This window comes from Pantoea sp. XAF26B01_ASV70 (assembly GCF_054512635.1).
Window position 1 is genome coordinate 2,518,117 of record NZ_CM137251.1, and the last position, 24,971, is coordinate 2,543,087.

The 24,971-nt window shown below is 56.4% G+C and carries 22 protein-coding genes; 3 read left to right on the forward strand and 19 right to left on the reverse strand.

Features of this window, described 5'->3' with window-relative positions; translation table 11 throughout:
• Positions 1–8: 8 nt before the first annotated feature.
• From ACX8ZY_RS11760 to exaC, 18 genes are all read right to left on the reverse strand, one after another.
• Positions 9–983, reverse strand: a complete 975-nt coding sequence (locus ACX8ZY_RS11760) for a hypothetical protein (protein WP_062757462.1) — start codon at positions 981–983, stop codon at positions 9–11.
• 10 nt (positions 984–993) lie between these two features.
• A complete protein-coding gene (locus tag ACX8ZY_RS11765; protein ID WP_010246078.1) occupies positions 994–1,785 on the reverse strand; it encodes a PP2C family protein-serine/threonine phosphatase in 792 nt (263 codons plus the stop codon).
• Positions 1,782–3,653 carry a type VI secretion system-associated FHA domain protein TagH gene (gene tagH, locus ACX8ZY_RS11770; protein ID WP_158131776.1) on the reverse strand — a complete coding sequence of 624 codons (1,872 nt, stop codon included), beginning with the start codon at positions 3,651–3,653 and terminating at the stop codon, positions 1,782–1,784. Before tagH ends, ACX8ZY_RS11765 begins: the two co-directional genes overlap by 4 nt.
• 392 nt (positions 3,654–4,045) lie before the next feature.
• A complete protein-coding gene (locus ACX8ZY_RS11775) occupies positions 4,046–4,426 on the reverse strand; it encodes a lysozyme inhibitor LprI family protein (RefSeq protein ID WP_228379707.1) in 381 nt (126 codons plus the stop codon).
• Positions 4,427–4,590: 164 nt separating this feature from the next.
• Positions 4,591–4,992 carry a lysozyme inhibitor LprI family protein gene (locus ACX8ZY_RS11780; protein WP_158131777.1) on the reverse strand — a complete coding sequence of 134 codons (402 nt, stop codon included), beginning with the start codon at positions 4,990–4,992 and terminating at the stop codon, positions 4,591–4,593.
• Between the two features lie 12 nt (positions 4,993–5,004).
• Positions 5,005–5,880, reverse strand: a complete 876-nt coding sequence (locus tag ACX8ZY_RS11785) for a peptidoglycan-binding protein (RefSeq protein WP_158131778.1) — start codon at positions 5,878–5,880, stop codon at positions 5,005–5,007.
• Between the two features lie 124 nt (positions 5,881–6,004).
• A complete protein-coding gene (locus tag ACX8ZY_RS11790) occupies positions 6,005–6,487 on the reverse strand; it encodes an Hcp family type VI secretion system effector (RefSeq protein ID WP_033779371.1) in 483 nt (160 codons plus the stop codon).
• A 248-nt stretch (positions 6,488–6,735) separates the two neighbouring features.
• The gene (locus ACX8ZY_RS11795; RefSeq protein WP_233267943.1) at positions 6,736–7,005 is read right to left on the reverse strand and encodes a hypothetical protein; all 270 of its coding nucleotides are present in this window, start codon (positions 7,003–7,005) and stop codon (positions 6,736–6,738) included.
• Between the two features lie 82 nt (positions 7,006–7,087).
• Entirely contained in the window at positions 7,088–8,587 is a 1,500-nt protein-coding gene (tssC, locus tag ACX8ZY_RS11800; RefSeq protein ID WP_010246111.1) for a type VI secretion system contractile sheath large subunit, read from the reverse strand.
• Positions 8,584–9,117 carry a type VI secretion system contractile sheath small subunit gene (tssB, locus tag ACX8ZY_RS11805; protein ID WP_010246114.1) on the reverse strand — a complete coding sequence of 178 codons (534 nt, stop codon included), beginning with the start codon at positions 9,115–9,117 and terminating at the stop codon, positions 8,584–8,586. The genes tssC and tssB overlap by 4 nt, the downstream gene beginning before the upstream one ends.
• Positions 9,118–9,198: 81 nt before the next feature.
• The gene (tssA, locus tag ACX8ZY_RS11810) at positions 9,199–10,212 is read right to left on the reverse strand and encodes a type VI secretion system protein TssA (RefSeq protein WP_031292999.1); all 1,014 of its coding nucleotides are present in this window, start codon (positions 10,210–10,212) and stop codon (positions 9,199–9,201) included.
• Between the two features lie 16 nt (positions 10,213–10,228).
• The gene (tagF, locus tag ACX8ZY_RS11815; RefSeq protein WP_010246121.1) at positions 10,229–10,945 is read right to left on the reverse strand and encodes a type VI secretion system-associated protein TagF; all 717 of its coding nucleotides are present in this window, start codon (positions 10,943–10,945) and stop codon (positions 10,229–10,231) included.
• A 14-nt stretch (positions 10,946–10,959) separates the two neighbouring features.
• Positions 10,960–14,589: a type VI secretion system membrane subunit TssM gene (gene tssM / locus ACX8ZY_RS11820; RefSeq protein ID WP_277971718.1), complete on the reverse strand. Its 3,630-nt coding sequence runs from the start codon at positions 14,587–14,589 to the stop codon at positions 10,960–10,962.
• 3 nt (positions 14,590–14,592) lie between these two features.
• Positions 14,593–15,831, reverse strand: a complete 1,239-nt coding sequence (locus ACX8ZY_RS11825) for a DotU family type VI secretion system protein (protein ID WP_010246128.1) — start codon at positions 15,829–15,831, stop codon at positions 14,593–14,595.
• 14 nt (positions 15,832–15,845) lie between these two features.
• On the reverse strand, positions 15,846–17,189 hold the full coding sequence (gene tssK / locus ACX8ZY_RS11830; RefSeq protein WP_010246132.1) for a type VI secretion system baseplate subunit TssK: 1,344 nt from the start codon (positions 17,187–17,189) through the stop codon (positions 15,846–15,848).
• Positions 17,190–17,194: 5 nt separating this feature from the next.
• On the reverse strand, positions 17,195–17,689 hold the full coding sequence (gene tssJ / locus ACX8ZY_RS11835; RefSeq protein WP_033779377.1) for a type VI secretion system lipoprotein TssJ: 495 nt from the start codon (positions 17,687–17,689) through the stop codon (positions 17,195–17,197).
• Positions 17,690–17,712: 23 nt separating this feature from the next.
• On the reverse strand, positions 17,713–18,309 hold the full coding sequence (locus tag ACX8ZY_RS11840; protein ID WP_010669898.1) for a hypothetical protein: 597 nt from the start codon (positions 18,307–18,309) through the stop codon (positions 17,713–17,715).
• A 1,069-nt stretch (positions 18,310–19,378) separates the two neighbouring features.
• Positions 19,379–20,899: an acetaldehyde dehydrogenase ExaC gene (gene exaC, locus ACX8ZY_RS11845; protein ID WP_010669897.1), complete on the reverse strand. Its 1,521-nt coding sequence runs from the start codon at positions 20,897–20,899 to the stop codon at positions 19,379–19,381.
• Positions 20,900–21,131: 232 nt separating this feature from the next.
• On the opposite strand from exaC, the gene ACX8ZY_RS11850 reads away from it, so the two are divergent.
• Positions 21,132–21,695, forward strand: a complete 564-nt coding sequence (locus ACX8ZY_RS11850) for a class I SAM-dependent methyltransferase (RefSeq protein ID WP_022625824.1) — start codon at positions 21,132–21,134, stop codon at positions 21,693–21,695.
• Here the strand turns inward: ACX8ZY_RS11850 and ACX8ZY_RS11855 are convergent.
• Positions 21,683–22,408, reverse strand: a complete 726-nt coding sequence (locus ACX8ZY_RS11855) for a glutamine amidotransferase (RefSeq protein WP_421664978.1) — start codon at positions 22,406–22,408, stop codon at positions 21,683–21,685. The genes ACX8ZY_RS11850 and ACX8ZY_RS11855 overlap by 13 nt on opposite strands.
• A 173-nt stretch (positions 22,409–22,581) precedes the next feature.
• Here ACX8ZY_RS11855 and ACX8ZY_RS11860 point away from each other — a divergent pair, with 173 nt between their 5' ends.
• Both ACX8ZY_RS11860 and ACX8ZY_RS11865 read left to right on the forward strand, forming a co-directional pair.
• Entirely contained in the window at positions 22,582–23,466 is an 885-nt protein-coding gene (locus ACX8ZY_RS11860; protein WP_010669895.1) for a DMT family transporter, read from the forward strand.
• 46 nt (positions 23,467–23,512) lie between these two features.
• A complete protein-coding gene (locus tag ACX8ZY_RS11865; protein WP_421664979.1) occupies positions 23,513–24,889 on the forward strand; it encodes a CoA transferase in 1,377 nt (458 codons plus the stop codon).
• The last annotated feature ends 82 nt before the right edge of the window (positions 24,890–24,971 follow it).

The following is a 24,971-nucleotide window of genomic DNA, read 5'->3' on the forward strand; positions in this document are numbered from 1 at the left end:
CTTTTGCGTCAGTTAAGAGTGCGGTAGACCGCAGCGGCGGGATCTTTCAGTTCAGGATGGAGTTTTTCCACCAGCTGCACGCTCAGTGCGGCATCGCCACTGATCCACGGCGACCAGACTTTACGGACTTCCTGCAGACGCGCCTGCAGCGCACTCTGATCGGCGGCTTCGCTGACGGGCATCTGCACCACCACCTGACGCGTTGCCTGCCAGCCGTTAAAGCGGTTGCTGAACGGCAGAATCAGCCAGCTGTCCGGGGATTTTTCATTGCTCAGCACCATGCGTTCACTGTTGACCGTGGTGATGTGCAGTTCGGCAGTGGGCGACTGATTGCTCAACCCCATCACCGGAAAACCCTGCAGGAAGGTCACGCCGACTGCCGCTGGTGCGCCGTTACCCTGTTGCGTCAGTCGGCTGTGTCCGCTGAGCCAGCCATCCGAACCACAGATCAGCCCCTGATTTGCCGGAACAAACAGCGCGCTGCCCTGTGCCGGGTGCTGCCACCAGGTACGGAAATGGCAGCCGTCCAGCAGACTGAATTGCAGCCACGGCGACGTGTCGGCCTGAGCGGCGTTGCGTAGTGCGTCTGCGGGGACCGCCGTAGCCGTCGGCTGGAGCGGCTGCGTCGCGGGCGGCGTCACCACGGTTTTCCACTGCTGCGCACGGGCGGCGCTGCCAGTAGCAATTTCACTCCCCTGCGCATCGGTCAGTTGCCAGTGCAACTGTTGCAGCGGTTTACACTGCGACGCCATCAGTCCGGCAACGCGGGGCAGAAAATCTTTCAACACCGCGGCGTTTTTTTCACCCAGGGTGACGATGCGCAGGTTAATGGTGCTGTTACACCAGCTCGACAGCTGATTGTTTTTTACGTCATCAATCCAGACATCCAGTTTCTGTGCCGGGGACTGTACGATGCGATAGTTTTCAGCATAAGCCTGCGTGCTGAGCAGCAGCGCAGCCAGACCCAGTAATCCATATTTCATGTTGGCGTTCTCAATCTCGCAGAGGGAAGAACTGCGCCGCTTCAGAGAGCGAGTGCAGCAAGGTGGTGTCCTGAGGTGATCCAATCCAGACGGCCAGCGCGCTGAAATTATCCTGCTGCCCCTGATCCGGCTGATCGTTCCTGATGATTTGCTGCATCAGCGTCAGCCACTCTTCCGGCGTATTCACCATGTGCAGCGACTGCTGCATCTGTTCCAGCGTCACACCGTGCCAGAAACCATCGGTGCAGAGTAAAAAGGCGTCGCCATCTTCAATCCCGACCACCTCGCTGTAGCTGGCGTCGCGCTGCTCATCGCCCATCCCCAGCGCAAAATAGAGCAGATTGCTGTTGATGCCTTCGGTGCGATGTCCGGCATCTTTCATCTGCTGCACCAGGCTGTGGTCGGTGGTGACCAGATAGAGATAGCCGCGACGGAACAGATAGAGGCGGCTGTCGCCTGCATGGGCCCAGCAGGCCAGATGGTAGTCGCGGTCGATGAACAGGCTGACCAGCGTAGTGCCCATCCGGCTGTGTTCGCTGCTGGCTTTCTGCTGCTGGCGGATGGCGTGATTCGCCTGATTGACGTAGTTACGAATCGACTGCGCATTGAGATGCGCATCGCCATCAAACGACTGCAGCAGGCTGCTACGGGCAATCGATGCCGCGATATCCCCGCCGGGAAACCCGGCTACACCGTCGCAGACCACAAAGCAGGCCGAGCGCTTACCGATGACATCACCGATCTGATCCTGGTTACTGGCGCGATCGCCCTGATTCGACGTCGAGGCAATAGTGATATTCATGCGTCATCCGTGTGGGTTTGTGAGTCTTTGTACTGATTAACTTCCAGGTCATAGGCGTGCAGGAACGCTTCGCCGAACAGGGTATGGAAATCGTCTTCAATCTCGCCCGCCGTCTCGCCGTAGCGCTCAACAAAATGCTCCCAGAGCGCCGCTTTACGGCTGCCCGGCAGGCCGATACGTGACACCGATCCCGCCTGACGCGCTTCCTCCTCCAGCTGCTCCGGATTAAAGGATTGCAGCATTGAGGCGATGATGGCGCGGATACCGGCGATCATGCCCAGCTGGTGCGCCTGCAGATCGATCAGCGCATCACGCACAGCCTGACGCGGCGGCATAAAGCCCGGCATCCGGCTGCCAAACATCTGCATTAAGACGGTTTTGCCCGAAGGCAGTAGCTTGAACGGGTTGTTGGCGTCGTCGAGGATCACCGTCATGTCTGCCTTCACCCCGCGCTTGAGGATCGAACGCGATGAGAGCAGCGCCACCGTACCCTGAGAAAACATGCTCAGCATCTGTCCGAATTGCAGCATCTGCTCACGGTCAAATTGCGGCGTCGGTTGCAGGTCGCGCAGACCCATTCCCTCCAGCAACGCATCCAGTAGTTCGCCCTTGAGGGCATCACCGCTGCTTTCGCTGGGTGTCGTCGGGTGCGCAGCGGCGGCATGATGGCGACCGGAAGCTACGGGATCGATGCGCAACCGCCCTTTCGGCGTCGGTGATGGCGTACGCTGTACCGCCTGCGGCGTGGGCAGCGTAATTCCGCCGTAATCGATCTGTGGATTTACCGCGTCAGACTGGCCGGGCAGTTCCTCGTCAATCAGCGGTGTCTGCTGCTGTGCCTCAGGGTGAGGCTGGCTGTGAGTCTCATGCTGTGATTCGTCGAAGCTGAACAACGGTGAGTGATCGGTGTCGTTCAGGCTGGCGGGATCCTGCTCCGATGGACGTGCGGCCATCGGCTCATTTTTTGCCACCGGTTGAGGTGGCACATGCAACGTGGCCGGTTTCGGCGTCGTCAGCTCCGGCTGCGCCAGCGGCACCGCGTTGCCCATCATCAGACCCAGCGGATCATCATGGTTGCGCGCATCCGTGCTGCTCTCGCCGTCAAACAGGCTCAGCGGATCAAGTTCAGCGGCAGGCGTTTCAGCCTGCGGTGGCGCCGTGCTTTGCTGAGCAGACAGCGTGCTTGGCGTCCGATCGTCAAAAATACTCTGCTGCCCGAACAGCGCATCGCCTTCATCAAACAGGCTGCTGTTTTTTGGCTGCTGACCATAATCCAGCGGCGCATCGTTAATCAGCTGAGCCAGCGGATCTTCCGGATTTCGGTCAGGACGAGCGGGCGCAGTCAGCGGATGGGCCTCAGGCATCTCTGGCGCAGCTTTGCGTTTAGAGAGATCGTCCGAAATCGAAAACTCTTTCGCCAGGCTGTCCCAGATTTCGCTGGGAATGGCGGCGGTGGTGCTGGCTTTTTCCGCTGCCGGTTCACGAGCGGGTGCTACGGACTGCACCGGCTCAGGACGAGGAACAGCCCTTTCACTCTGCGGCTGCTGCGCACTGTTGAGATCGCTGACCAGCAATTGGTAATCATCGATGCCCAGTATATCTCCATCCTGCAGCTCAACCTGACGTCCGCGTTCCAGCGGAATATCGTTGAGTAACACGCGCGTCACATTGCCACGGTTGGTCAGGCGACATTCGCCATTTGCCGTGATATGCACAATCGCCTGCAGGCGGGAGAGTGTGCGATCGTCATCCGGCAGCACCAGATTATTATCTACACCACGACCAATGGTGCCGCCAGGCGGAAAGAAATCACAATGAGTTTGCGGCGGCTGTTGGCCGGGTTTAGTCGTTATTATCGTAAAGCGCATAACGGATTCCTGCGGTTAGCGGTTCGGCATCTATACCGCGCACCTTTCGGGGAAAGGCGCGGGGTATAGAGAGCGGGGGGATTTAATTTTGGGAGTTGTCTATTTAAATACTCTGCCACTGGATTAATTCAATCCTTTAAACAGAGAAAAATTATATTTATTTAAGAATATGAAGCTGCGTTAACGGCTTATCTTTAATTAACATACAGGGTAAACATCAAAATAGTTGCAAAGATGATTGCATTACAATCACCAGAAACCACTCTGCTGAAATATCATTTATACAGAATTATTTACCGGCATTGAAAAAACGGGATTACAGCGTAATGCAGAGAGTGAAATTCATAGAGAATATCGTGCCCAGCCTGTAAACCCTGAGCACGACGACATAATCAGTAAGGCAGTTGCTTCAGAATAGCAGTGCGTTCTTTGTCGATGCGGATAACACAGAGGTTGGTGGCAACCGCATTCGCATTGCTGCCTTCTTCAGCGGCAAAGGCTTCCAGCTTGCACTGACCATCACGATACTTCAGCCAGTTACGCTGGGTATCCACCAGCGTGGCGACATAGTCATCAGCCAGTTTTTTCTGCGTGCCGTACATCTGTACAATGCGTTTTTTAGCCGTCTGGTATTCTTTGTTGAGATCATCTTCCGCCAGCTTCTTCTGCTGAACAGTACACTGAAATAGCGCACCGTCTGAAGGCTGTTTTGCACAGGTATCTTCAGCGAGCGCTGAAGCGCTGATACAAAGAGACACAGTGATTAAAGCCAATTTATGTAGTCTCTTCATATTTTTCTCAGCAACTTTTAATGCAAATAAAATTTTTATCAGCCCCGAATTTATCTGGGCTGATAAATAACTTTAAGAAATCATATAACGCTTTCTTTCTGCTTCACAGAGTGAAATCCTCAACACTGTTAACAGTACTTTTACTATCAGTGATAGGGTATTAACTTCAGCTTTTTAATTCTTTGCTCGTTAAGTTCAGAAGTACACATATTAATATTAGCGTTACTTAAATCACTTCCCTTATCTGCAGCATAAGAAGCCAGCTTACAGTCATTATCTCGATATTTCAGCCAGGCTCGTTGAGCTTCAGTCAACGTATCCATATACTGACTTAACTCTTTATCGTCACCTTTAAAAAGCGTTTCAACTCTGGTTTTAGCGAGTTTATATTCTTTATTTAAGTCAAGCTCAGTTTCGTTTCTGTTTTTCTGGGCACAGGTATAAACTTCCTGATCGTTATTACCTTGTGCGCAGTCCGTTGTTGCATACGCAGGCTGTAACGCAAAAAAACCTGTTGCGAACATCGAGATAAATAACAAATTTTTCATAAGTCTCCCATTTCATTTCCGGCTTCGAAGATAACGAGCACGATTACGGCCTTTCTCATACTTTTGAAGAATGCTTGAACTATCAATAAAATCAGCAAGCTTGTCAATATCATTATACATAGCGGCTTGCATGTTAAGCTTAAAACCAGCGCCCTGATAAACCAAATCTACAACGATATCTTTTATCGGCGGCTTTAACTGATCCCAGTTTGTTCTTTCAGCATTCTCTGCAGTTTTTGATAAATAAACTGACCTTGCCCGGCTTACATATATAGGATAGATAGTTTCAAAAAGCCTGGCCTGCGATTCACGCGTAATTACACCACACTCTATTTTATTTTTTCTTACCCATACTTGCGCTGCAGTTTCTTTTTTATTGGCACCTAAAGATAGCGTTCTCGCCTGCTGCTCTTCAACCCCGACTCGGATAAGATCAAGGTAGACTTCATCTGAACTTCTTCCCCCCATATCATAACCTCGACCAATGGTTACGCCTGACTTACCCCCAGGCCAGTGTATGTGCCTGCTAAAATAAGGACTGTGAGGATTGTCATTACCTTCGGCATCGAACGTGACCTGTCCGGCACTCACAGTAAGGCGACCAGAATTGTTATTTATATTTTCTGGTGGATTAGACGCAGGGTTTATTTTATTACTATCTGACAGTTTAGAAAGCGTATTCCACGTCTTCCCATGGATATCGACAACGCCATCCGGGCGAGACATAAAACGGGATTGAAACTGTTTGATCGCTTCAATGGTTTTTGGTCCCATTCGGCCATCGGCACGAAGCTGAGGATATCCATTGCGCTGTAACAACTGCTGTACTGTCTTCACGTCACCGTATTGATTACGGCCACCTACACCAACCGAGCCAGTAATACTCATCTACTATCTCCGCACAATATTGTTGATTCAGAGAGTCCTTGTAAACCGGCTGGAGAATGCGCATGACGACGCTGACTTCTCTGGCCAGGAGAGATACGCCCCCTGTCCGGAGGCGTATCGCTTCTTACGCTTCTTTGTTGCCTTTGATATCCCAGCCAGCGCTGGTTTCTGCGCCTTTACCACCGGAAGAGCTCTGCTCCCAGTACTGCTGTTTCACTTTAGAAGCCTGGAAGGCATAGGTTACGCCCAGGGTGTCGTCGTGCTCAGAACCCACAAACTGAACGTTAGTGACCAGCACATCTTCCAGGGTGATTCGGGTATATTCAATTTGTGTGCCGCCCGCTTTGCAAACGGACACTTCAACTTTAGCGACGTGCTTACCGCTGGCACAGTTCTTGAGCAGCGCGGTGACAGCCTTATCGATTTTGGCGTTGATGTGCAGGTCGTTAAAATTAACTTTACCCGCACCGCCACCGCCACCCACACTCATGTTGCCTGGCTGGCTGGCACCCCAGGAAAAGGAGTCAATATCGATCCATCCCGTGTGGTTTGAATCTTTAGACTCACCGGTAATGCCGTCTACCTTCAGATACATATCAATAGCCATTATCTTTCACTCTTTATTGGTTGAGATTATTGCTTTCAAAAAAAGCAAGGATATGGCAAAAAGAAAAGCATGGGGCTGAATAAAACAGTCCATATTTTACCTTTGCCTTGCTTCTGAAATATCGTCATAAACCATATTTCAGATATTGCGTTGCCGGGCACCGGGCCGGGCAATTTATCTATAAAACTCTCATGACGAAAATCGGGATTTTGATCAGGGGTTAAGGAGACAGAGAAGAAGAGAAACACTCAATAAATTTCTCTTATTTTTTCAGCCGCCCAGTAAAAACCGAACGATGCAGTAACTGAAATAGTAATCACAAAGCCGTTAATTATTTTCCCCATCATCGTGACATTCCAGTCACAGAAGAAAAGGTAATAACCTGCACAGGTGATTAAAATAAGAGAAGAAATAAAAACCAGCAGATAATGCAGCAAGTGCAAAGCTGATTTTTTAAGCACCCTGTCATCCTCCCTGACATTTATCTCAGCAACCTTTCTGCCAGTCATCAGGCGCAAAACCCTTTGCTCCTGTTAACTCTGTGACTCAGCGGATACGTGATGCCAGGTCATCCCAGGCATCACGCCTCCCTTTCAGCCCTTATGCATTATCATTTTTAAGCGACGGCAGCTTAGAGACCAGACGCAGAGAAACCGTCAGCCCTTCCAGCTGGTAGTGCGGACGCAGGAAGAATTTCGCGGAGTAGTAGCCAGGATTATCCTCCTGCTCTTCCACATTCACCTCGGCAGCCGCCAGCGGCTTGCGTGACTTGGTCTCCTGCGAGGAGTTAGCCGGATCGCCATCGACATAGTTCATCACCCAGTCGTTCAGCCAGCGTTCCATTTCATCACGCTCACGGAAGGAGCCGATCTTGTCGCGCACGATGCACTTCAGGTAGTGCGCGAAACGGCAGCAGGCGAACAGGTAAGGAAGACGTGCGGCCAGACGGGCATTGGCGGTAGCATCAGCGTCGTGATACTCCATCGGCTTCTGCAGTGACTGCGCACCAATAAAGGCAGCGAAGTCAGAGTTTTTGCGATGTACCAGCGGCATAAAACCATTTTTCGCCAGTTCGGCTTCACGACGATCGCTGATGGCGATTTCGGTCGGGCACTTCATATCCACGCCGCCGTCATCGCTCGGGAAGGTGTGGCACGGCAGATTTTCCACTGCCCCACCCGACTCCACGCCGCGGATTGCGGTGCACCAGCCATACTCTTTGAAGGAGCGGTTGATGTTGGCGGCCATCGCGTAAGCCGCATTGCTCCACGTATAGTTGCCATGATCGGAACCATCGGTCTGCTCTTCAAAGTCAAAGCTGTCGACCGGGTTGGTACGGATGCCGTAAGGCAGACGCGCCAGGAAGCGCGGCATCACCAGACCCAGATAGCGTGCATCTTCCGACTCACGCAGGCTGCGCCAGGCAGCATATTCGGTGTTCTGGAAGATTTTGGTGAGATCGCGTGGATTCGCCAGCTCCTGCCAGGACTCCATCTGCATCACTTCGGGCGCGGTGCCGGTGATAAACGGACAGTGCGCGGCTGAGCCTATACGCGCCATCTCACCCAGCAGCTCAACATCCTGCGGGCTGTGGTCGAAGTAGTAGTCGCCCACCAGGCAGCCAAACGGCTCGCCGCCGAACTGACCATACTCCTGCTCATAAATTTTCTTGAACAGCGGGCTTTGATCCCAGCCAGCGCCCTTGTAGCGCTTCAGAGTACGACCCAGCTCCTGCTTGGAGATGCTCATAAAGCGGATTTTCAGCATCTCGTCAGTTTCAGTGTTGTTCACCAGATAGCTCAGGCCACGCCAGGCGCTTTCCAGCGACTGAAACTCCGGATGGTGAATAATCTGGTTCACCTGCTGCGACAGCTTTTCGTCGATCTCCGCGATCAGCGCCTGAATGGTGCGATAGGCATCGCTGGAGACGGTGACGGTGTTCTCCAGCGCCTGCTGCGCCAGAGTTTTCACCGCGCTTTCGACCGCGGCACGCGCCTGATCGCTTTTTGGCCGGAACTCTTTATTCAGCAGCGCGCTGAATTCATCCTGACTGAAACTGGCTGCGCCCTGCGACTGCGGTTGTTGTGAAGTCTGCGTCATGCCTGCGGCTCCTTACCTTCAGTGGCCTCATCCTGCTTTGGCAGATGGGTCAGGGCCTGCAGCAGCGTAGGATCCTGCAGCACCTTACCAATCAGCTCTTCTGCGCCATTTTTGCCGTCCATATAGGTCAGCAGGTTAGCCAGCTGGGTACGCGCTTCCAGCAGCTTGCTCAGCGGCTCCACATTGCGGGCCACCGCGTCCGGCGAAAAGTCATCCATGCTGTCAAAGGTCAGATCGATGTTCAGCTTGCCTTCGCCATTCAGGGTATTGTCTACCTGGAACGCGGCGCGCGGCTTCAGTGCTTTCATGCGCTCATCGAAGTTGTCGATGTCGATTTCCATGAATTTACGGTCATCAATGCCTGGCTGTGGCTCCAGCGGTTTACCCACCAGATCCGCCAGCACGCCCATTACAAACGGGAGCTGGATTTTGCGTTCCGCGCCATAAATTTCCACGTCATATTCAATCTGAACGCGAGGCGCGCGATTGCGGGCAATGAACTTCTGCCCACTGGATTTGCTTGTTGCCATGGTTTTCTCCATACATGATGCGCGGATAAAGTGTCACAGCAGGCGCGCAGGTCCCGCTGAGTGTGTGTGCGTCACGCCTGCTTAATCGCGACGTCCGAAAATGGTTTCCAGCTGATGTACGCCGTCGGGTGCCAGTTCGCGGATGATCTCCAGAAAGTCGCGCTCGATTAAGCGCTGTACACGGTCGATCATCAGCGGGGCCGGATGACTCGGCTCATGCTGGGTGAAGTAGAGCTTCACTTTCTCCAGCATCAGCTGCGCGTCGGCGCGGGAACTGATCTGCACCGTGCGCCAGTCAGCGGCAGCGCGCGGGCTGGCTGGTGCAGGCGATGCCGCTGTTTCTGCGGGCTGTTCCACGGCGGCTGTGGGGATCAGCGCATTGAGATCGGTGGCCTGGCAACGTTCAGCGATCAGCGCAATCTGTCTGCGCAGCTGTGTGAGCTCCGGCACCGCGGCTTCGCCCAGTCGTTCGGTCACGGTTTCGCAGATGGTCTGCAGCCGCTCATGAATCTGCAGCACCGCCTCAATACCAGGCTGGTCGCCGCGCGCCAGTTCGTCGATCAGACGCGGCAGGCCGCCAGGATAGTCCGCGACTTCGGTTTTACTGCCGTCGCACAGGGCGGCCGCATCGCGCAGCGTGATGCCGTCAGAGGGATAGCGCAGCAGCCAGCACTGACGCACCGCGCCGCTCAGATCAGTTTTGTCACCCAGCAACGCCAGCGCATTAATGCGGTAGAAGGGATCCTGCTCGCCGAACTCCTCCAGCCGGGGCCACAGCGGCTCCCAGTAGAGCAACAACGCCTGTTCAATCAGCTTCAGGCCCTGGGCATAGCCCGGCAGCCCTTTCAGTTCGGTCCAGGCGTGGGTCAGCGCCAGCATTACCCGCAAATCTTTGCTGCGCGCCAGCAGCGCTATCGCCAGCTTCTCGACTCTGTTCCAGTCGGCCGGTTCTGCCGGAATGATGGTATTACCGAACTGCTGCTCCGCTTTACCGGCGCTGGCCTGCTCCATCGCCTGAAAATCAGCGTGGTACTCCAGGTTATCGCCGCCGGGATTGTCCTCGCTGACCGGAGCCAGCAGAGCCTCTGTATTCATCGTCATGCGTGTCGCCTCAGGATTCAAACATCGGGGGATAAAGTCCGTTTCGTCCCGGCTTTGCCCCACCGGCCGGATCAAACAGCAATGAAAAGAGCTGGGCGGTAAAATTACCGCTGTGAACCTGGGTATAAAGCGGGAAACCGTCGCTTTGATTGGTCCACCAGAAACTGGTGTAGAACTGCGGGTCGAAGTTCTCGCCCGGCAGTGTCCAGTTCAGTGTCGAAGGGGTATCGCCATGCCCGATGACGTTGAGAATGTCTGACGTCTCGTCCGACTCCTGCGGCGGCTGCGGCTGAGGAATGCTGATCAGCGCCTGATCCAGCTGCTCCGGTGACCCGCCGCCCTGCACCACCCGCAACAGCGTATTGCCCACCTGCTGATACCACTCGCCGGAGCGCGCCAGCAGGGCTGGCGACCACTCGGCGGGCGTGAAGTGGCGCAGTGCGCAGAGTGGGTAGTTACGGCCCACGCTGTCACGCGCGGCAATCAGGCAGCCCATCTGAATCAGCTGGCTGCCCAGCATCGGCGGCACCACAAAATTCCAGACCGGCGCGTTAAGGAACGGGCGCGACGGGGCGTTATCACTCTCCTGACTGCTCTGCCAGTGATGCAGGCCCACCTGAAACCAGCTGGACCATTGGCGATAGAGCACGTCCGGGAAGCGGCGCTTCACAAAGTCACCCGCGCTGGGCACTTTGCCGTACCAGCAGGGTGCAGCGTAATGAGTCATTGTCGGGTCCTGTTTCAGGGGCAGCTAAAGCCGGGAAGCTGGAACGGGTTACGAATGCTGCCAGGGGTGAACGACAGCGTGACCTGATGACCGTCCACGCTGAAACTCGCTTCGCGGGTCAGACCGCCTGCCGCTGTCAGCCGGGCGCGGTCAAAGAAGCGATTGAGCGCCCAGGGACCGCTGGTGACCAGCGTGGAGGTGGTGCCGTTGGTCAGACCCAGCTGCATCCGCACCTGGCTGGTGCCGCCGGGGCCGGGCCAGCTGACCATCTGCACCGCCTGCGGTCCGTGGCTGTAGCGTAAAATCTGCCCATCCACATCCAGCGTCAGGTTAAGGATGTCGTTATCCATTTTTACCGTGCGCAGCGTGACGCGGAAGCCGGGCGTGGTCGCACCGTTGGCAAAGAAGGCATCGCGGATTGACTGCGCCTGCTGGAAAGGCCGCAGCAGGGCTTCGCCTCCCGGCAGGGTTTTACCGTCAATGCCCGGCGTAAAGCGCCACGCCGCGTTGGTGGTGTCGACTTTGCTGGCCAGGTTGTCGCGGAAGAAGCTGTCCATCATGCCGCTGCCGGGTGCAAACATCCGCGCCAGATCGTCTGGTGTGACCTCACTGCGCGCAGAGCGAACCAGCGGATAACGACCGGCGATCGCCTGGCGGCAGAAACTGCCCACTTCCATGGTGATGCGCTTGCGGACGTTATCCATATCGCGGCGCTGTGCGTCGCTGCTGGCACCCACCGCCATGCTGGAAACCATGTTCTGCAATGAACCCGGCAGACGGCCGGCACTGGCCTGCAGACGACTGATGGCATCGCTGGCCGGTGGCGGCATCCCGCTGTTCGCCGCATCCTGCACGGCGGTAAGGTAGCGATAGAGATCGTCAATCTGATGCAGGAAGTCATCCACCGCCAGCACCTTGCTGCCCTGCTGCAGCGGCTGGGCCAGCTCCAGAACCGGCGCAAAGTGCAGCGCGACGGCCTGCTCCGGGGATGCCTGGGTAGCGGCCTGTCCGCGCGCGGCACTGGCCTCGGGCGAGGTAAATAGCGCTTCAAGGGTGCGGGTGGCGCTGTTATCCGACGGCTTTGCTGCCTGCGCGGTTTTCTCATCCGGCTGCGCCCGGTTCAGCGTCAGCAGACCACCGAGGTTGATCACCAGCTGGCGCAGCGGCGAATGGTTGCCCGACAGCAAACGGGCGGTGTTGATGCGTTGCGAGAGATCGGCGCTGCTGTTGAGCTGAATGTCGCTGAGGAACTGCTCCCACTGCCCGATATAGTCCTGCACGTAGAGCTGGCGCACCGCAAGATCCGTCTGCTCACTTTTCTGCTGCGGCGCCGCGCCGCCCAGCACCCAGAGATCGTCCTGATACAACGCCTGGGTCACCGGGGCAATCTGCTTATCCACGTGCTGCCAGTAGCCATCTGGCGTATAGAGACCCGCCACACCGTCATTGACCGATTTACCGCTTTTGCGGGAAAACACCAGCTCGCTCTGGGGGCCACCCAGCGCCGCCAGCGTCACCGGCTGCAGGCTGTCATCACGTTGCAGCAGGCGCTTCAGCCGTCCATAGACGCGCTGTGACAGCGGCATCTGATTAATCAGCGCCTGCTCGCGCTTTACCAGCGCTTCATCCTTCGCATACGGCGACGAGTGAATCTGCGTCTCCAGCAACTGTTGCAGGTGCCATGCCAGCTGTTTCACCTGCTGCTGGGTAACGTTCTGCGGCAGTTCGCGTGACAGGTTGAGCATCAGCCACGCCTGCAGGAATTTGCCATCATAGTGCTTTGGCTGATAGAGCATCTGATACGCCTTCAGCGCTTCATAGCTGTAGTCAGCATCACTGCCGTTGTCATTACGCAGCCAGCGGGTGATGTTCTGCGCCACCTGCGGCAACAGCAGCTGTTTCAGTGCCTTGTCGTAGAGCGCACGGGTGGCATCGCTGACCTCGGTGCCGCGATAAAGCCCCATGCGGCGCGTCAGCGGCGGTGCTTCCAGCGAGAAGTCGGCGCTCTCCGGCAGGTGCAACAGGGTGTTGAGATAAGGCACCAGCGCAAAGAGATCGCCATTGACCTGCTGCTGAAGCTGATCGCCCAGTTGTTCAACCTGCGGCGCTTTAGCGGCCATCTCCTGCAGATAAGCTTTGTTTTTACTGTAGCTGGTGAGCCACAGCGCCCCGGCCACCAGCAATATCAGCAGCAGCGCCAGATAACCCGACCAGAGTCCGGCGCGGTTGCGCAGCTCCCACCAGCGGTTGCTGCCCGCCAGACCGGACTCCTGGAAAATCACATTTTCCAGCACCCCTTTCAGGAAGAAGCTCTGCCCTTTGTTCTGCGGGATGGGCGACTCTTTATCGACCTTATCCCAGCTTCCTGACTCGCCAGCCTGCTGCCCCGGCAGATTCAGTGCGCGGTTCAGCTCGCCCATCACCCTGTCAAACGGCAGTCCCTCCTGGGTGCCGCTGGCAAAGTAGATACCGCGCGGCGCGAACTGGGTTTCAAAATCGGAGCGGGCAAACAGCGTATCCAGCGCGTCTGCCAGCAACGGCCGCAGCGCCGCAAACTCCTGCGGGAAGAGATAGCTCTCTGCCCGCGCCTGCGCGTCGCTTTCCGTCAGCAGCCGATCGGCCAGCCCGGCATCCAGACGCTGTTGCAGCAGGGAATACTCCTGCTGGAACTGGTTGTTAAGTTCGAAATCGGCGGCGGACGCTTTCGCCCAGGGAAAGGTGAATCCCCAGATTTGTTCACGCTGCGCTTTATCCAGCGAGGCAAAGTAGCTGCGGAACCCTTTGAGCAAGTCCGCTTTGGTGACCAGCACATAGACCGGGAAACGGATGCCGAGGCGATCGTGCAGCTCCATTAACCGCTGACGCAGTGCCAGCGCCTGATTACGCAGCGCCTCAGGCGACTGCGACAGCAGGTCGGAAACGCTCAGCGTGACGATCACGCCGTTGATCGGCTGACGTCCGCGATATTTACGCAGCAGGTCGAGAAAATGATGCCATTCGCTGGCATCACGCTCCTGCTGACTCTCCTGGGTGCTGTAGCGCCCGGCGGTATCGAGCAGCACCGCGTCATTGGTGAACCACCAGTCGCAGTTGCGGGTGCCGCCAATGCCGCGCAGCGCCGACTTGCCGAACTTATCTGCCAGCGGAAACTGCAGGCCCGAGTTGACCAGCGCGGTGGTTTTACCGGCTCCGGGCGCGCCGATGATCATGTACCACGGCAGCTGATAGAGATACTGACGGCCAAAGCGCTGTGCCCAGAACGGCGTGCCCTTGCTGCTGTGGCGCTGGAAGTGCGCCTTTTTCAGCATGTCAGTGGCTTCGGAGAAACGCCCTGCCAGCACCTGCTCTTCACTGGTCAGGCGCTGACGATCGGCTTCCGGCGCATCGCTTTTGCCGGTTTCAAGGCTCGACATCAGCTTGCGATTGAGCCAGATGTTATAGAGCCGCGGAATCGCCTGGCCTAAGCCCCATACCAGATAGAGCAGCGCGATACTGATAATGCGGTTCTGCTCCGGCTCAAGCGGGCGCGAATCGACGATTGAGAACACCGGGCCAATTACCCAGATGATAAAAGAGAGCGCGGTAATGCCGACAAAGCCCCACGCGAGGCGGCTGGTCAGCACCGCAAACAGAATATTCAGCATGGATCAGTTCCCTCTCGCCAGGCCGTTGAGTTCGGCATGCGTCGCATCCGGCGCCACCAGCAGGGTAATTTCAACACGACGGTTACGTGCGCGATTTTCTGCGCTGTTATTAGGCACCAGCGGATTGCTTTCACCGCGCCCTTCCGCTTTCACCCGTGACGGCTGCGCCAGCTGCTGTTGCAACAGGGTCTGTACTGACCGGGCACGCGCCAGCGAAAGCTCAAAGTTGGAGGCGAAGCGGGCACTGCGGATCGGCACGTTATCGCTGTAGCCAATCACCTGAATCTGGCCGCTGACATTGTTCATGGCGGCAGCGATGCGCTGGATTACGTCGGTGTAACGTCCGCGCACCTCGGTGGCCGCCGAGGCAAATAGTCCGTCCCCTTTCAGCGTCACCACGCTGCGGTCCGCTTCGTCACGCACCGCTACCAGCCCGGCATCAATTTCCGGTTTCAGGAAAGCGCGCAGGTTCAGCGTGGCGGGCGGTGGTGGCGCAGGGTTGCCGATCTTCACTTCCGGCAGCGCCGTCTGATAGATACGGGCCAGTACCGGCGAGGTGTAATCGCCGAGACGCCAGTTGAGCACGATGTAGAACAGACAGGCCGCCAGCCCCGCCACCGCCGCACAGGCCCACAGCGGGATCATTGGCCGCCACAATTTGCGCAGGACCGGCTGATCGGTGGGATGCGGAGACAGCGCCGCTGCATAATTGCCACGCACGCTTTTGATCATCTGCAGCAGGCGCTGTTTGATGGTCTCCAGCTGCGAGCGCCCGTTGTCCAGCACCCGGTAGCGTCCTTCGAACCCCAGCAGCAGGCAGAAGTAGATCAACTCCAGCATCAGAATGTGGCGCCTGGGGTTCTGCGACAGCTTAGCCAGCAGCTGAAAAAACTTTTCGCCGCCCCAGGTTTCATTGTGAAAGGTGACCAGCAGACCATTGCTGGTCCAGACGCCGCGGCTGCCCCACGGCGTCAGCGCCGCCGCCTCATCCAGCGCGGTACAGAGACAGTATCGTGCGCCGATGATCACTTCATAGCCCAGGCCTGACTGCTGGCAGCTCAGCTCGAAGCGCCGAATCTGATCGATCAGCTGCTGACGCAGCTGCGCCGGGTCTTCATGTGATACCGAGTGACGGATTTGAGGAATGGCGTTAATCAGGGGGTTGGCCGCCGCGACCAGCACATTCTGATGACTGGCCTCCGGCGCAAGATCGCTGTGTGATTTTTGTTGTTCCTGCATCATGCTGCGTGCTCAGTTTATGATTCTGACTGACTACGAATGGCCCAGAACTCCATGTTCAGACCTGGAAACTCACCGGCAAGATGCAGCGCAAAAGCGCCCGAGCGCTCCATCTCTTTCCATAGCTCGCTGTTCTTATCCAGTTCGAAATAGCTGTATCCGGCATGCCACGGGATCTGCGGCGGCGCGCCGGGCATGGCCCGAAGTGCCAGACCGGGCAACTGCAACTGCACCAGATCGCGAATTTTGCTGACCGGGGCGACTTTCATTTGCGCCGGGAAGTGGGTTTTGAGGGTGTCGGCTGGCACGCTGGCTTTCACCGCCAGCACAAAGCCAAACTCATGCACCATACTGCTCTCCGGCACGGTCGCGACGTTAAGACCGTGCGAGCGCTGAATCAGCGGCAGCTGAATCGCGCTCTCTTCCATCACCTGGGACAGCCCCTGACGCAGCAGCAGTGACAGGCGGCTAAAACAGCTGTGCAGATCGTCATGATCGTAGAGCGGCAGGCCATCGGGCGCGCGGGCTGGCGTCCAGGTACTGAGCTCCGCCGCCAGTTGCAGCCAGTGGCTGTAGAGCGTTTCAGGATGCAGCAGCGGCAGATGTTGCAGATGAGTGTGCAGGCCAAGCTGACGATTCAGCAGCGCCAGCAGCATAAAATCGACCATATCCGCGCTGTTAAAACGACCGGTGCCCGGCGCGCGCTGACTCAGCTGCTGGCTGCGTTGCTGGATCAGCCCGTGCAGATCGTTGAACATGTTTTGCAGCGGACGGCTGCTGTTAAGCGTCAGCATCGGCGGGATGTAGTCACTGTCGAGCCGGATGTGGTTGTCGCTGCGTTTTTCAATCACCTGAGCCACGCCCATGGCGGTCCACTCGGCGGTCAGATCCTGTTCCAGCATCAGCCGCAGACGCAGTTTGCCGAACTGCACCGTGGCGCTGCCCACGGCCTGGGCATTGTCATCTTCCACTTCCGCTTCCCAGGCGAGGTAGCGCGCCAGAGAATCCTGCGACTCCTGAAAGGCCACCGCTTCGCGGCCATTGCGGCGTGCCGGAATGGCCAGCACCACTTTGCTGCGGTCAACGGAGGCAGGCAGATCAAGCGGGGCCGGACCGTGCTGTGGCTGGCTGAAGGCAAAAAACGTGCCGTCAGGCAGACAACCGCTGGCGGCGCTCAACGCCAGTTTCCCCTGGCGCAGCAGCGCTTCATCGAACTCCAGATCGTAAAAACCCCAGGTATAGGCGCGCTGCGACTGGCCCCACTCACGCAGGGTGCTGAGAAGATAATTTTCTGACTGCTGGAAATGGTGAGGACGCAGAAACATCCCCTCGGTCCAGACCACCTTTTCGGCTCTGTTCATAGACATCACTGTTTTTCCACGCGAAGGCCGTTAATCCCCGCCACGATGCGCGCATTCAGCTCACCATCGTCACGCTTCCAGAATGCCCAGAATGAGGGTGATTCGCCTTCAGGAACCGGCAGCGACAGTCGCCAGACCTTGCCATCCAGCGCCTGATATTCCGCCATGATGCCGATGAAGCGCGCCTCGGGCAGACTCTTAATCCGCAGCGTTTTATGGGGCTGAGTGGAAGTCAGGAAGAACTGTTGCGTATTGAGTTGAGCATTACCCAGCGCGGTAGCGGACTGGTTTTGCAGGGAGTAGAAGTCAGCCGACATAAACTCCGCATCGGAGGTCAGTAATACCACCCGGACTTTCAGCGGCGCACCGCCGTTAACCTGGTTTTGCGCCTGAACGTCCAGGTTGTACCAGGCAACGGGCTGTGGAGTACTGCTGCACGCGGTCATCAGCCACGTCAGCAGCACTATCAGCGCCCCACGCCATTGCGTTGTTGTCATCATCCCGCCCTCCCTGCTTAGTGCGATTAGTTAATAATCCAGGTTCCGTTAGTGCTGTTCTGGCAGGCGGTGCTGTCACCGTTTACCGCAACACAGGTTTTCTTCTTGCTGCTGCGCACCCGGCGCTTCGGCTGGTCAGCCTTGATCGTCTGATCGTAAAGCTCGCTTTTCACCACGGCGCGAAACGGCACATAGCCGGTCAGCTGAACGGTTGCCTGCGGCGCTGCGGAGGGCGCTGACTCTTTAACGGCACTGCTGGCTTTACCCGGTTCAGGTTCTGCTGACGCCTGAGCGGGTTCACCCAGCGCCAGCCAGTTGTTCTCTACCTGACCAATCACGGTATAGCTTTCGCCGGTTTTCAGCGTCTCCACCACCTTGCCGCCAAAACTCGGATGGCTCATCACTGAAGCGGGATAGAGCGCACGGTAGGTTTCATTGACCGGGCTGAACTGCGCAGGCGGTTTAACCGCATAACGGTGACTGATCACCACGCCATCCACGGTGCTGGTGACCAGCGTGTCATCCGTCATTTTTGGCGGCGTTTTACAACCCGCGACAGAAAAAACAAACATCAGGCCTAACGCAATACGGAGCTTCACCATTTTTTTCATGTTGTGTTCCATTCATATCCTGGAGAGTGGCCAGAGGCCGGTTGTCAGTAATGAAAATCGGGAATGTGGTGCTGATAGAGCGCCACTTAGTGCCAGCCTAAAAGAAAAACCTTAAGCAAATAGCGTTAAAGTGCCATGGCGAGGCACTTTAAAAGATCAACTAACGTTAACTATTAAAAAGCAACTATGGCGACCGGGACAGGTGCAGCGAGAAATCTGAGCTGGCAAGAAATGATCAGAAACATGATCTATTTTTTTGCGTCAGATTGGATGAAGAAGGCAAAACCCAAGCTTTACTTATGCCATCCCTGGCCGAAAAACTGACATATTGACTCAGATTTACAGTTGTGACGCTATTCGCTGACAAAAGGAAAAAGCGCAGCGCATTGACTGATTTTCCTGTTTTCACGATCACATTCAGTAAGTTACAAGATGCGTATAAGCTCATAGCTACCGCACGAGCCAGGTATATCCTGCCCGTAGGTATGAAATCACAATTCCTTTGTAAACATAAGCTGCGAGTTTACAGAAGATTGACAAAATTTCAACGGGCCACTTTCATAAGATTTTACTTAAGTAAAGTTTAAGTAATTTACTTAGTGCAAATATGTGTTACTTTTAATCACTCACTTAGGATTATTCCTAACAAGATGAGCAACTATGAAGTATTCTTACACAGAAAACAGACACCCCTGTAGTCAGCATTAAAAAAACTCATGTAAAAAATGGCGCTGCTTCACCAGACCGTAATGAAGGTTAACGGCGAGGTGACCGTAATACGTGGCAGTTTTTAGCGTAAGAAAAAGTGAGATAATGGTTACAAATCAGCAAGTTGATTCAATATGGGACGGTTCAGAAAGGGCTGAGGATGAGGTGGTCGTGAAGCGAGATAAGCGAAGCGCAAAACGGCCCGGCGTCGCTTTAAGAAAGGACTGATTAATTGTTCTTTATCGGCATTGCAGCCATCGCCACGCTTCTGATGCTTCTCAGCATGCCCGGCTATGTTGAGCAAAAAAAACCACGCCGTAGCGTGGTTCTTAGGGAAGAGTGCAGGGTTATCCTGGCAGGTTGCGGGCCAGAACTAGAAGAAGCCCAGCGGCTCGATACTGTAGCTGACCAGCAGGTTTTTAGTCTGCTGATAGTGATCCAGCATCATTTTGTGGGTCTCACGCCCGATACCCGACTTCTTATAGCCACCAAAGGCAGCGTGCGCCGGATAGAGGTGATAACAGTTGGTCCAGACGCGCCCGGCTTTAATCGCCCTGCCCACCCGATAAGCACGGTTGATATCGCGGGTCCAGACGCCAGCACCTAACCCATAGATGGAGTCGTTGGCGATACTGATTGCTTCTGCCTCATCTTTAAAGGTGGTGATGCCAATGACCGGGCCAAAGATCTCCTCCTGGAAAACGCGCATGCTGTTGTTGCCTTTCAGCAGTGTCGGCTGAATGTAGTAGCCGCTGTTAAGTGAGTCATCCAGCTTCTCTACACCACCGCCCACCAGCACTTCCGCGCCCTCCTGTCGGGCAACCTCAAGATAAGAGAGAATTTTATCAAACTGCTGCTGCGACGCCTGCGCGCCCACCATGGTTTCGGTATCCAGCGGATCGCCACGTTTGATGGTTTTTACCCGCTTCATCACGGCTGCCATAAAAGGTTCGTAGATCGACTCCTGTACCAGCGCACGCGACGGACAGGTACAGACTTCGCCCTGATTCAGGAAACCCAGCACCACGCCTTCGGCGGCTTTCTCTATAAAGCTCTCCTCCGCCTGCATGATGTCTTCAAAGAAGATGTTAGGTGATTTACCGCCCAGCTCAACGGTCGAGGGGATCAGGCTTTTTGCTGCCAGCTCCAGAATATGACCGCCGGTTGCGGTAGAGCCGGTGAAGGCTACCTTGGCGATGCCGGAATGGGAGGCGAGCGCTTCACCCGCCTCTTTGCCGAACCCATGCACCACGTTCAGCACACCCGGCGGCAGCAGATCTTTAATCAGATCGACAAAAACGGTGATCGACAGCGGGGTCTGCTCAGCCGGTTTCAGCACCACACAGTTACCCGCGCCCAGTGCCGGAGCCAGTTTCCACGCCGCCATTAATAGCGGAAAGTTCCATGGAATGATCTGCGCTACCACGCCCAGCGGCTCATGGAAATGATAGGCGGCGGTGAACTCATCAATCTCGGCGGCACTGCCCTCCTGCGCCCGGACACAACCGGCAAAGTAACGGAAGTGATCGACGGCCAGCGGCATATCGGCCGCCAGGGTTTCGCGAACCGGTTTACCGTTATCCCAGGTTTCATAGACCGCCATCGTCTCCAGATGCTGTTCCAGCCGATCGGCGATTTTCAGTAACAGCAGCGAGCGTTGTTGCGGCGAGGTCTTGCCCCAGGCTTCCGCCGCCGCCGCAGCAGCAGCCACAGCGTTATCAACATCGGCAACGTCTGAGCGCGGAAACTCACCGGCCGCAGAGCCGTTCACCGGGGAGGTATTGGTGAAGTAGTTGCCGTTCACCGGCGCGACGAATTCACCATTAATGAAGTTGCCATAATTCTTTTGTAGGGTAATCAGAGAACCCTGTTCTCCGGGGGCGGCATAACGCATGATCATTCTCCTGACAGGTGACTGATGTAACAATGATGAAACTTATTATTAACATGAAGCATCATCAAGAGCCTGTCAGTTCTGTTAACCGGAAACTGTGACCGCCCCGAAGGAATGGGTGTTTACGCTTCGTCTTTAGATAATTCCGACTTTTACCCAAAAGGCTGGTCAGAGAGAAACTTGTGCGGCACAAAGGGGTCAACGTGAGGATGAATTCATTCTGGAGATGAGCATGCTGGCTTCAGCTTTTACCCTGATGCGCGCTAAAGCCAATTTCGTGCATCAGTTTATCCGCAACCCGCGCAAGATGGGCAGCATTACGCCCTCGTCAGAGGCGCTGTGCCGCACCATGATTGCGTCGGTGGAATGGCCTGAAAAGTTACGTATTGCCGAACTCGGCGCTGGCGACGGTGTACTGACGCGGCAGATACTGGCGCAGATGTCACCCGATGCCACGCTGGATGCCTTTGAGATCAGCAGCACGCTGGCCGATAAGCTTAATGCGCTGAACGATCCGCGCATGACGGTGCGCACCTGTTCAGCGGAATACCTGAGCGGAGAATATGACGTGATCTTCTCCGGCCTGCCGCTGCTCTCATTACCCACTGAATTGCGTGAGGCGATTCTGCGTGCGGTGTATAACGCGCTCGGGCCCAACGGCGTCTTTGTACAGTTCCAGTATACCTCGCTGACTCAGCCAGACCTGTCGCGCTACTTCACCTGGGAGCGACAGCGGGTGATGAAAAACGTGCCACCCGCCTGGGTCTATCGCTGCACGCGTCACTACGCACCCTGAGCTTGCGCCATTGCAGGGCGCGTTTGTTGCCAGAACGCCACCAGCAACTCACGCGCCCAGTCTTTCCCCTCCATCTCGTTTGCCCCATCTTCTGTACAGCCTTTGGGCATACAAACGTTCATGATGTGCCGTGAAAATTCAGGATGAAACTGCACCGATAGCGCCTGCGGCGAATAACGGACAATCTGACAGCCATCGCGCGCAGAGGCGGCCAGCACCTGCGCCTGTTGTGGCGCGCTGATCACCGACTGGCGATGTGACAGCCAGACGCTGAAGTCCTGTGGCAATTTCTTTAGTAGCGGATCGCGCTGCGCCTCCGGCATGCAGTTGATTGGTAACAGCCCGCGTTCCCAGCCGTTGGGGTTGTCAGCCACCTCGCCACCCAGCGCATAGGCCATCAGCTGGTGGCCATAGCAGACCCCCAGCAGCGGCAAGCCGTGATCCATCGCTGCGCGAATCCATACGGCGCTGCGTTCGCTCCATTCAGCGTGATCGGTGACCATCGCCCAGGAACCGCTGAGGATCGCCCCGGAAATCTGGTCGAAAGCGGGTAGCGCCTCGCCCAGATGGGGCCGTACAATCAGGTATTCATCGGTTTGCAGGTTTAACGCGTCGATGAACCAGCGCGGCTGTTCACCAATCTCTGAGACAACGTTTGCAGGTGGGACTTCAAGCTGAATTAACGCAAGGGGTAAGGCGGACGTGTAGGTCATACCGAATCAGTTCCTTTAAGAAGTCGTTTCAAATCAGTCTGCCAGCAACGCGCCCGAAAGTCTCATCAGGCTGCGCCGCAATCGCAGAAAATTTCTCCCTGCGATTGGCTGCAATGCCGCAGTTCGTGCCATCATTAGCGGGCTAAGCAAAAAAACATCGAAAGGATATTATCGTGGCTGTGCGGCATTTTTTTCTGATTCTGATGGTGGTTTCAATCTGGGCCTTCAACAACGTTGCGGTGAAATGGGGCCTGCTGGAGCTTCCGCCACTTTTCCTGACGTTTATGCGCTTTGTGGTCGTCGCCATCGTACTGGTACCGTTTTGCCGGATTAACCGTCAGCAGCTACCCTGGCTGTTGCTGCTGGCTTTCACGTTCGGTTTTATGCACTTTTCGCTGCTGTTTGTCGGCCTGCGCTATACCGATGCCGGTACCGGCGCGATTGTGGTTCAGCTCGGTACACCCATTGCCATGCTGCTGGCGATGGTGGTGCTGAAAGAGAAGCTGAAGCTGGTGCAGCTGATGGGCATTATGATCTCGCTGAGCGGCGTTGTCGTGCTCTCCGGCAGCCCGACGATTCCGTCGTGGTGGGTGCTTTGTCTGTTGTTGTGCAGCGCCACCGGCTGGGCTGTCAGCAACCTGATTGTGAAAAAGTCACCGCCGATTAAACCGCTGACCATGACCGGCTGGATTGCGTTTCTGGCCATTCCTGTCGTCGGCGCATCCAGTCTGTTGATGGAATCACATCAGCTCTACGCCCTGCAAAATGCGGGCTGGCACGGCTGGTTTGCCATTCTTTACAGCGCTATCGCCTCGTCAATTGTCGCCTATACACTGTGGTATATGCTGCTGAAGAAATATAACGTCAACCTGATCATGCCCTACTCGCTGCTGACGCCGGTATTATCCGTGCTGATGGGCATTGTGGTGCTGGGCGACAGCCTTAACAGCTTCAAGATTATCGGTGCGTCGCTGGTGATCCTTGGTACCGCTATTGCCGTAATCAACCTGCGTAGCCTGCGGATGCATGCCCGCTTCCCGCGCCTGCGGCGTCGTTAATCCCGCGTGCTATGCTTGAGAAATTACCTCTCTCAGGAAGCACAACATGGACTCACCGCTTGCCGCCTCTCTCTGGCAGCAGATGCAGCAGGGATTGCGAGGTCCCGACGTCGTCTGGCCTCTCCCCGCCTTCGTCGATCGCGCCACCTTCTCTTCTGCCTTTGCCGTCAGTGAACTGGCGGCCACCAGCATCGGTCTGGCAACGCAGGCTGCTGCTGCGCTTATCGCCACATCCCGCCCTGAACTCTCTCCGCCCGTCACCGTTAACGTCCGGCTGGCGTCACGCTGGTTTCAGCAGAGCTTTCATCCGCTGAATCGCGCGGCACCCGCGATGTGGGATGCGTTTGCCGGTGACTATCGCAGCCGGGATGGCTGGATCCGTCTGCACACCAACGCCGCACATCACCGGCTGGCGATGGAGCGGGTGCTGGGCGCGCACGCCGATCGCGCAGCACTGGCGCAGCAGGTGCAACAGTGGCAGGCCAGCGAACTGGAGCAGGCCGTTATTGATGCGGGTGGCTGTGCCGCAGAGATGCGCAGTGCCGCCGCCTGGCAGCAGCATCCGCAGGGCCAGGCCGTGCAGCGCGAACCGCTGTTTAGCTGGCAGACCACACAACAGGCAGCGGCGCCGGCGTGGTCGCTGGCCGAAGCTCGTCCTTTACTGGGCATTAAAGTACTGGATCTGACGCGGATTATTGCCGGGCCGGTCGCTACCCGTTTTCTTGCCAGCCTGGGAGCCAGCGTGCTGCGCATCGATCCGCCCGGCTGGCAGGAGCCGATGCTGGATGAAGAGATGAGCTGCGGCAAGCGACGAGCGGTGCTGGATCTGACTCAGCCCGCCGATCGCGAGCAGTTTATCCACCTGCTGCGTGAAGCAGACGTGCTGGTGCATGGCTATCGGGCAGATGCGCTGGAACGGCTCGGGTTTGACGCGAAGACCCTTCAGTCCCTCTCACCCGGTCTGGTTGATGCCGGCCTCAATGCCTGGGGCTGGCAGGGTCCGTGGCGCAATCGCCGGGGTTTTGACAGTCTGGTGCAGATGGGATGCGGCATTGCTGAAAGAGGCATGCAGTGGCAGCAGAGCGACAAACCGGTCCCGCTGCCGGTGCAGGCGCTGGATCATGCCAGCGGCTATCTGCTGGCGGCGGCGGTGCTGGAGGGATTACGACGACGCATTACTGAGGGCCACGGCAGCCAGGTCCGGCTGTCGCTGGCGCGCACCGCGTGGCTGTTGCAGCAGCATCCCACCGATCAGCGCACAGGCTCCGGCATTGCGCCGCAGGTTAAGGATAACCTGCCCTGTTACGAATTAACGCCGTGGGGGTTTGGAGTGAGGCTGCGAGCGGCCGCCTGGCTGCCCGGCACCCCACAGCTCTGTGCGACGCCTGGCTGTGCGCCGGGTACCCACCCGGCGACGTGGTGAAGCAAGTCATTAGATAATTAGAAAAATAATGTTGATGGCATTAGATTTACATCTTATTATTTACACATGACTCAGGGACGAA

Excerpts from the sequence above, each read along its gene's own strand:
- ACX8ZY_RS11760 (WP_062757462.1), bottom strand. The coding sequence starts at position 983 with ATGAAATATGGATTACTGGGTCTGGCTGCGCTGCTGCTCAGCACGCAG.
- ACX8ZY_RS11765 (WP_010246078.1), bottom strand. The coding sequence starts at position 1,785 with ATGAATATCACTATTGCCTCGACGTCGAATCAGGGCGATCGCGCCAGT.
- tagH (WP_158131776.1), bottom strand. The coding sequence starts at position 3,653 with ATGCGCTTTACGATAATAACGACTAAACCCGGCCAACAGCCGCCGCAA.
- ACX8ZY_RS11780 (WP_158131777.1), bottom strand. The coding sequence starts at position 4,992 with ATGAAAAATTTGTTATTTATCTCGATGTTCGCAACAGGTTTTTTTGCG.
- ACX8ZY_RS11785 (WP_158131778.1), bottom strand. The coding sequence starts at position 5,880 with ATGAGTATTACTGGCTCGGTTGGTGTAGGTGGCCGTAATCAATACGGT.
- ACX8ZY_RS11790 (WP_033779371.1), bottom strand. The coding sequence starts at position 6,487 with ATGGCTATTGATATGTATCTGAAGGTAGACGGCATTACCGGTGAGTCT.
- tssC (WP_010246111.1), bottom strand. The coding sequence starts at position 8,587 with ATGACGCAGACTTCACAACAACCGCAGTCGCAGGGCGCAGCCAGTTTC.
- tssB (WP_010246114.1), bottom strand. The coding sequence starts at position 9,117 with ATGGCAACAAGCAAATCCAGTGGGCAGAAGTTCATTGCCCGCAATCGC.
- tssA (WP_031292999.1), bottom strand. The coding sequence starts at position 10,212 with ATGAATACAGAGGCTCTGCTGGCTCCGGTCAGCGAGGACAATCCCGGC.
- tagF (WP_010246121.1), bottom strand. The coding sequence starts at position 10,945 with ATGACTCATTACGCTGCACCCTGCTGGTACGGCAAAGTGCCCAGCGCG.
- tssM (WP_277971718.1), bottom strand. The coding sequence starts at position 14,589 with ATGCTGAATATTCTGTTTGCGGTGCTGACCAGCCGCCTCGCGTGGGGC.
- ACX8ZY_RS11825 (WP_010246128.1), bottom strand. The coding sequence starts at position 15,831 with ATGATGCAGGAACAACAAAAATCACACAGCGATCTTGCGCCGGAGGCC.
- tssK (WP_010246132.1), bottom strand. The coding sequence starts at position 17,189 with ATGAACAGAGCCGAAAAGGTGGTCTGGACCGAGGGGATGTTTCTGCGT.
- tssJ (WP_033779377.1), bottom strand. The coding sequence starts at position 17,689 with ATGATGACAACAACGCAATGGCGTGGGGCGCTGATAGTGCTGCTGACG.
- ACX8ZY_RS11840 (WP_010669898.1), bottom strand. The coding sequence starts at position 18,309 with ATGGAACACAACATGAAAAAAATGGTGAAGCTCCGTATTGCGTTAGGC.
- exaC (WP_010669897.1), bottom strand. The coding sequence starts at position 20,899 with ATGCGTTATGCCGCCCCCGGAGAACAGGGTTCTCTGATTACCCTACAA.
- ACX8ZY_RS11850 (WP_022625824.1), top strand. The coding sequence starts at position 21,132 with ATGCTGGCTTCAGCTTTTACCCTGATGCGCGCTAAAGCCAATTTCGTG.
- ACX8ZY_RS11855 (WP_421664978.1), bottom strand. The coding sequence starts at position 22,408 with ATGACCTACACGTCCGCCTTACCCCTTGCGTTAATTCAGCTTGAAGTC.
- ACX8ZY_RS11865 (WP_421664979.1), top strand. The coding sequence starts at position 23,513 with ATGGACTCACCGCTTGCCGCCTCTCTCTGGCAGCAGATGCAGCAGGGA.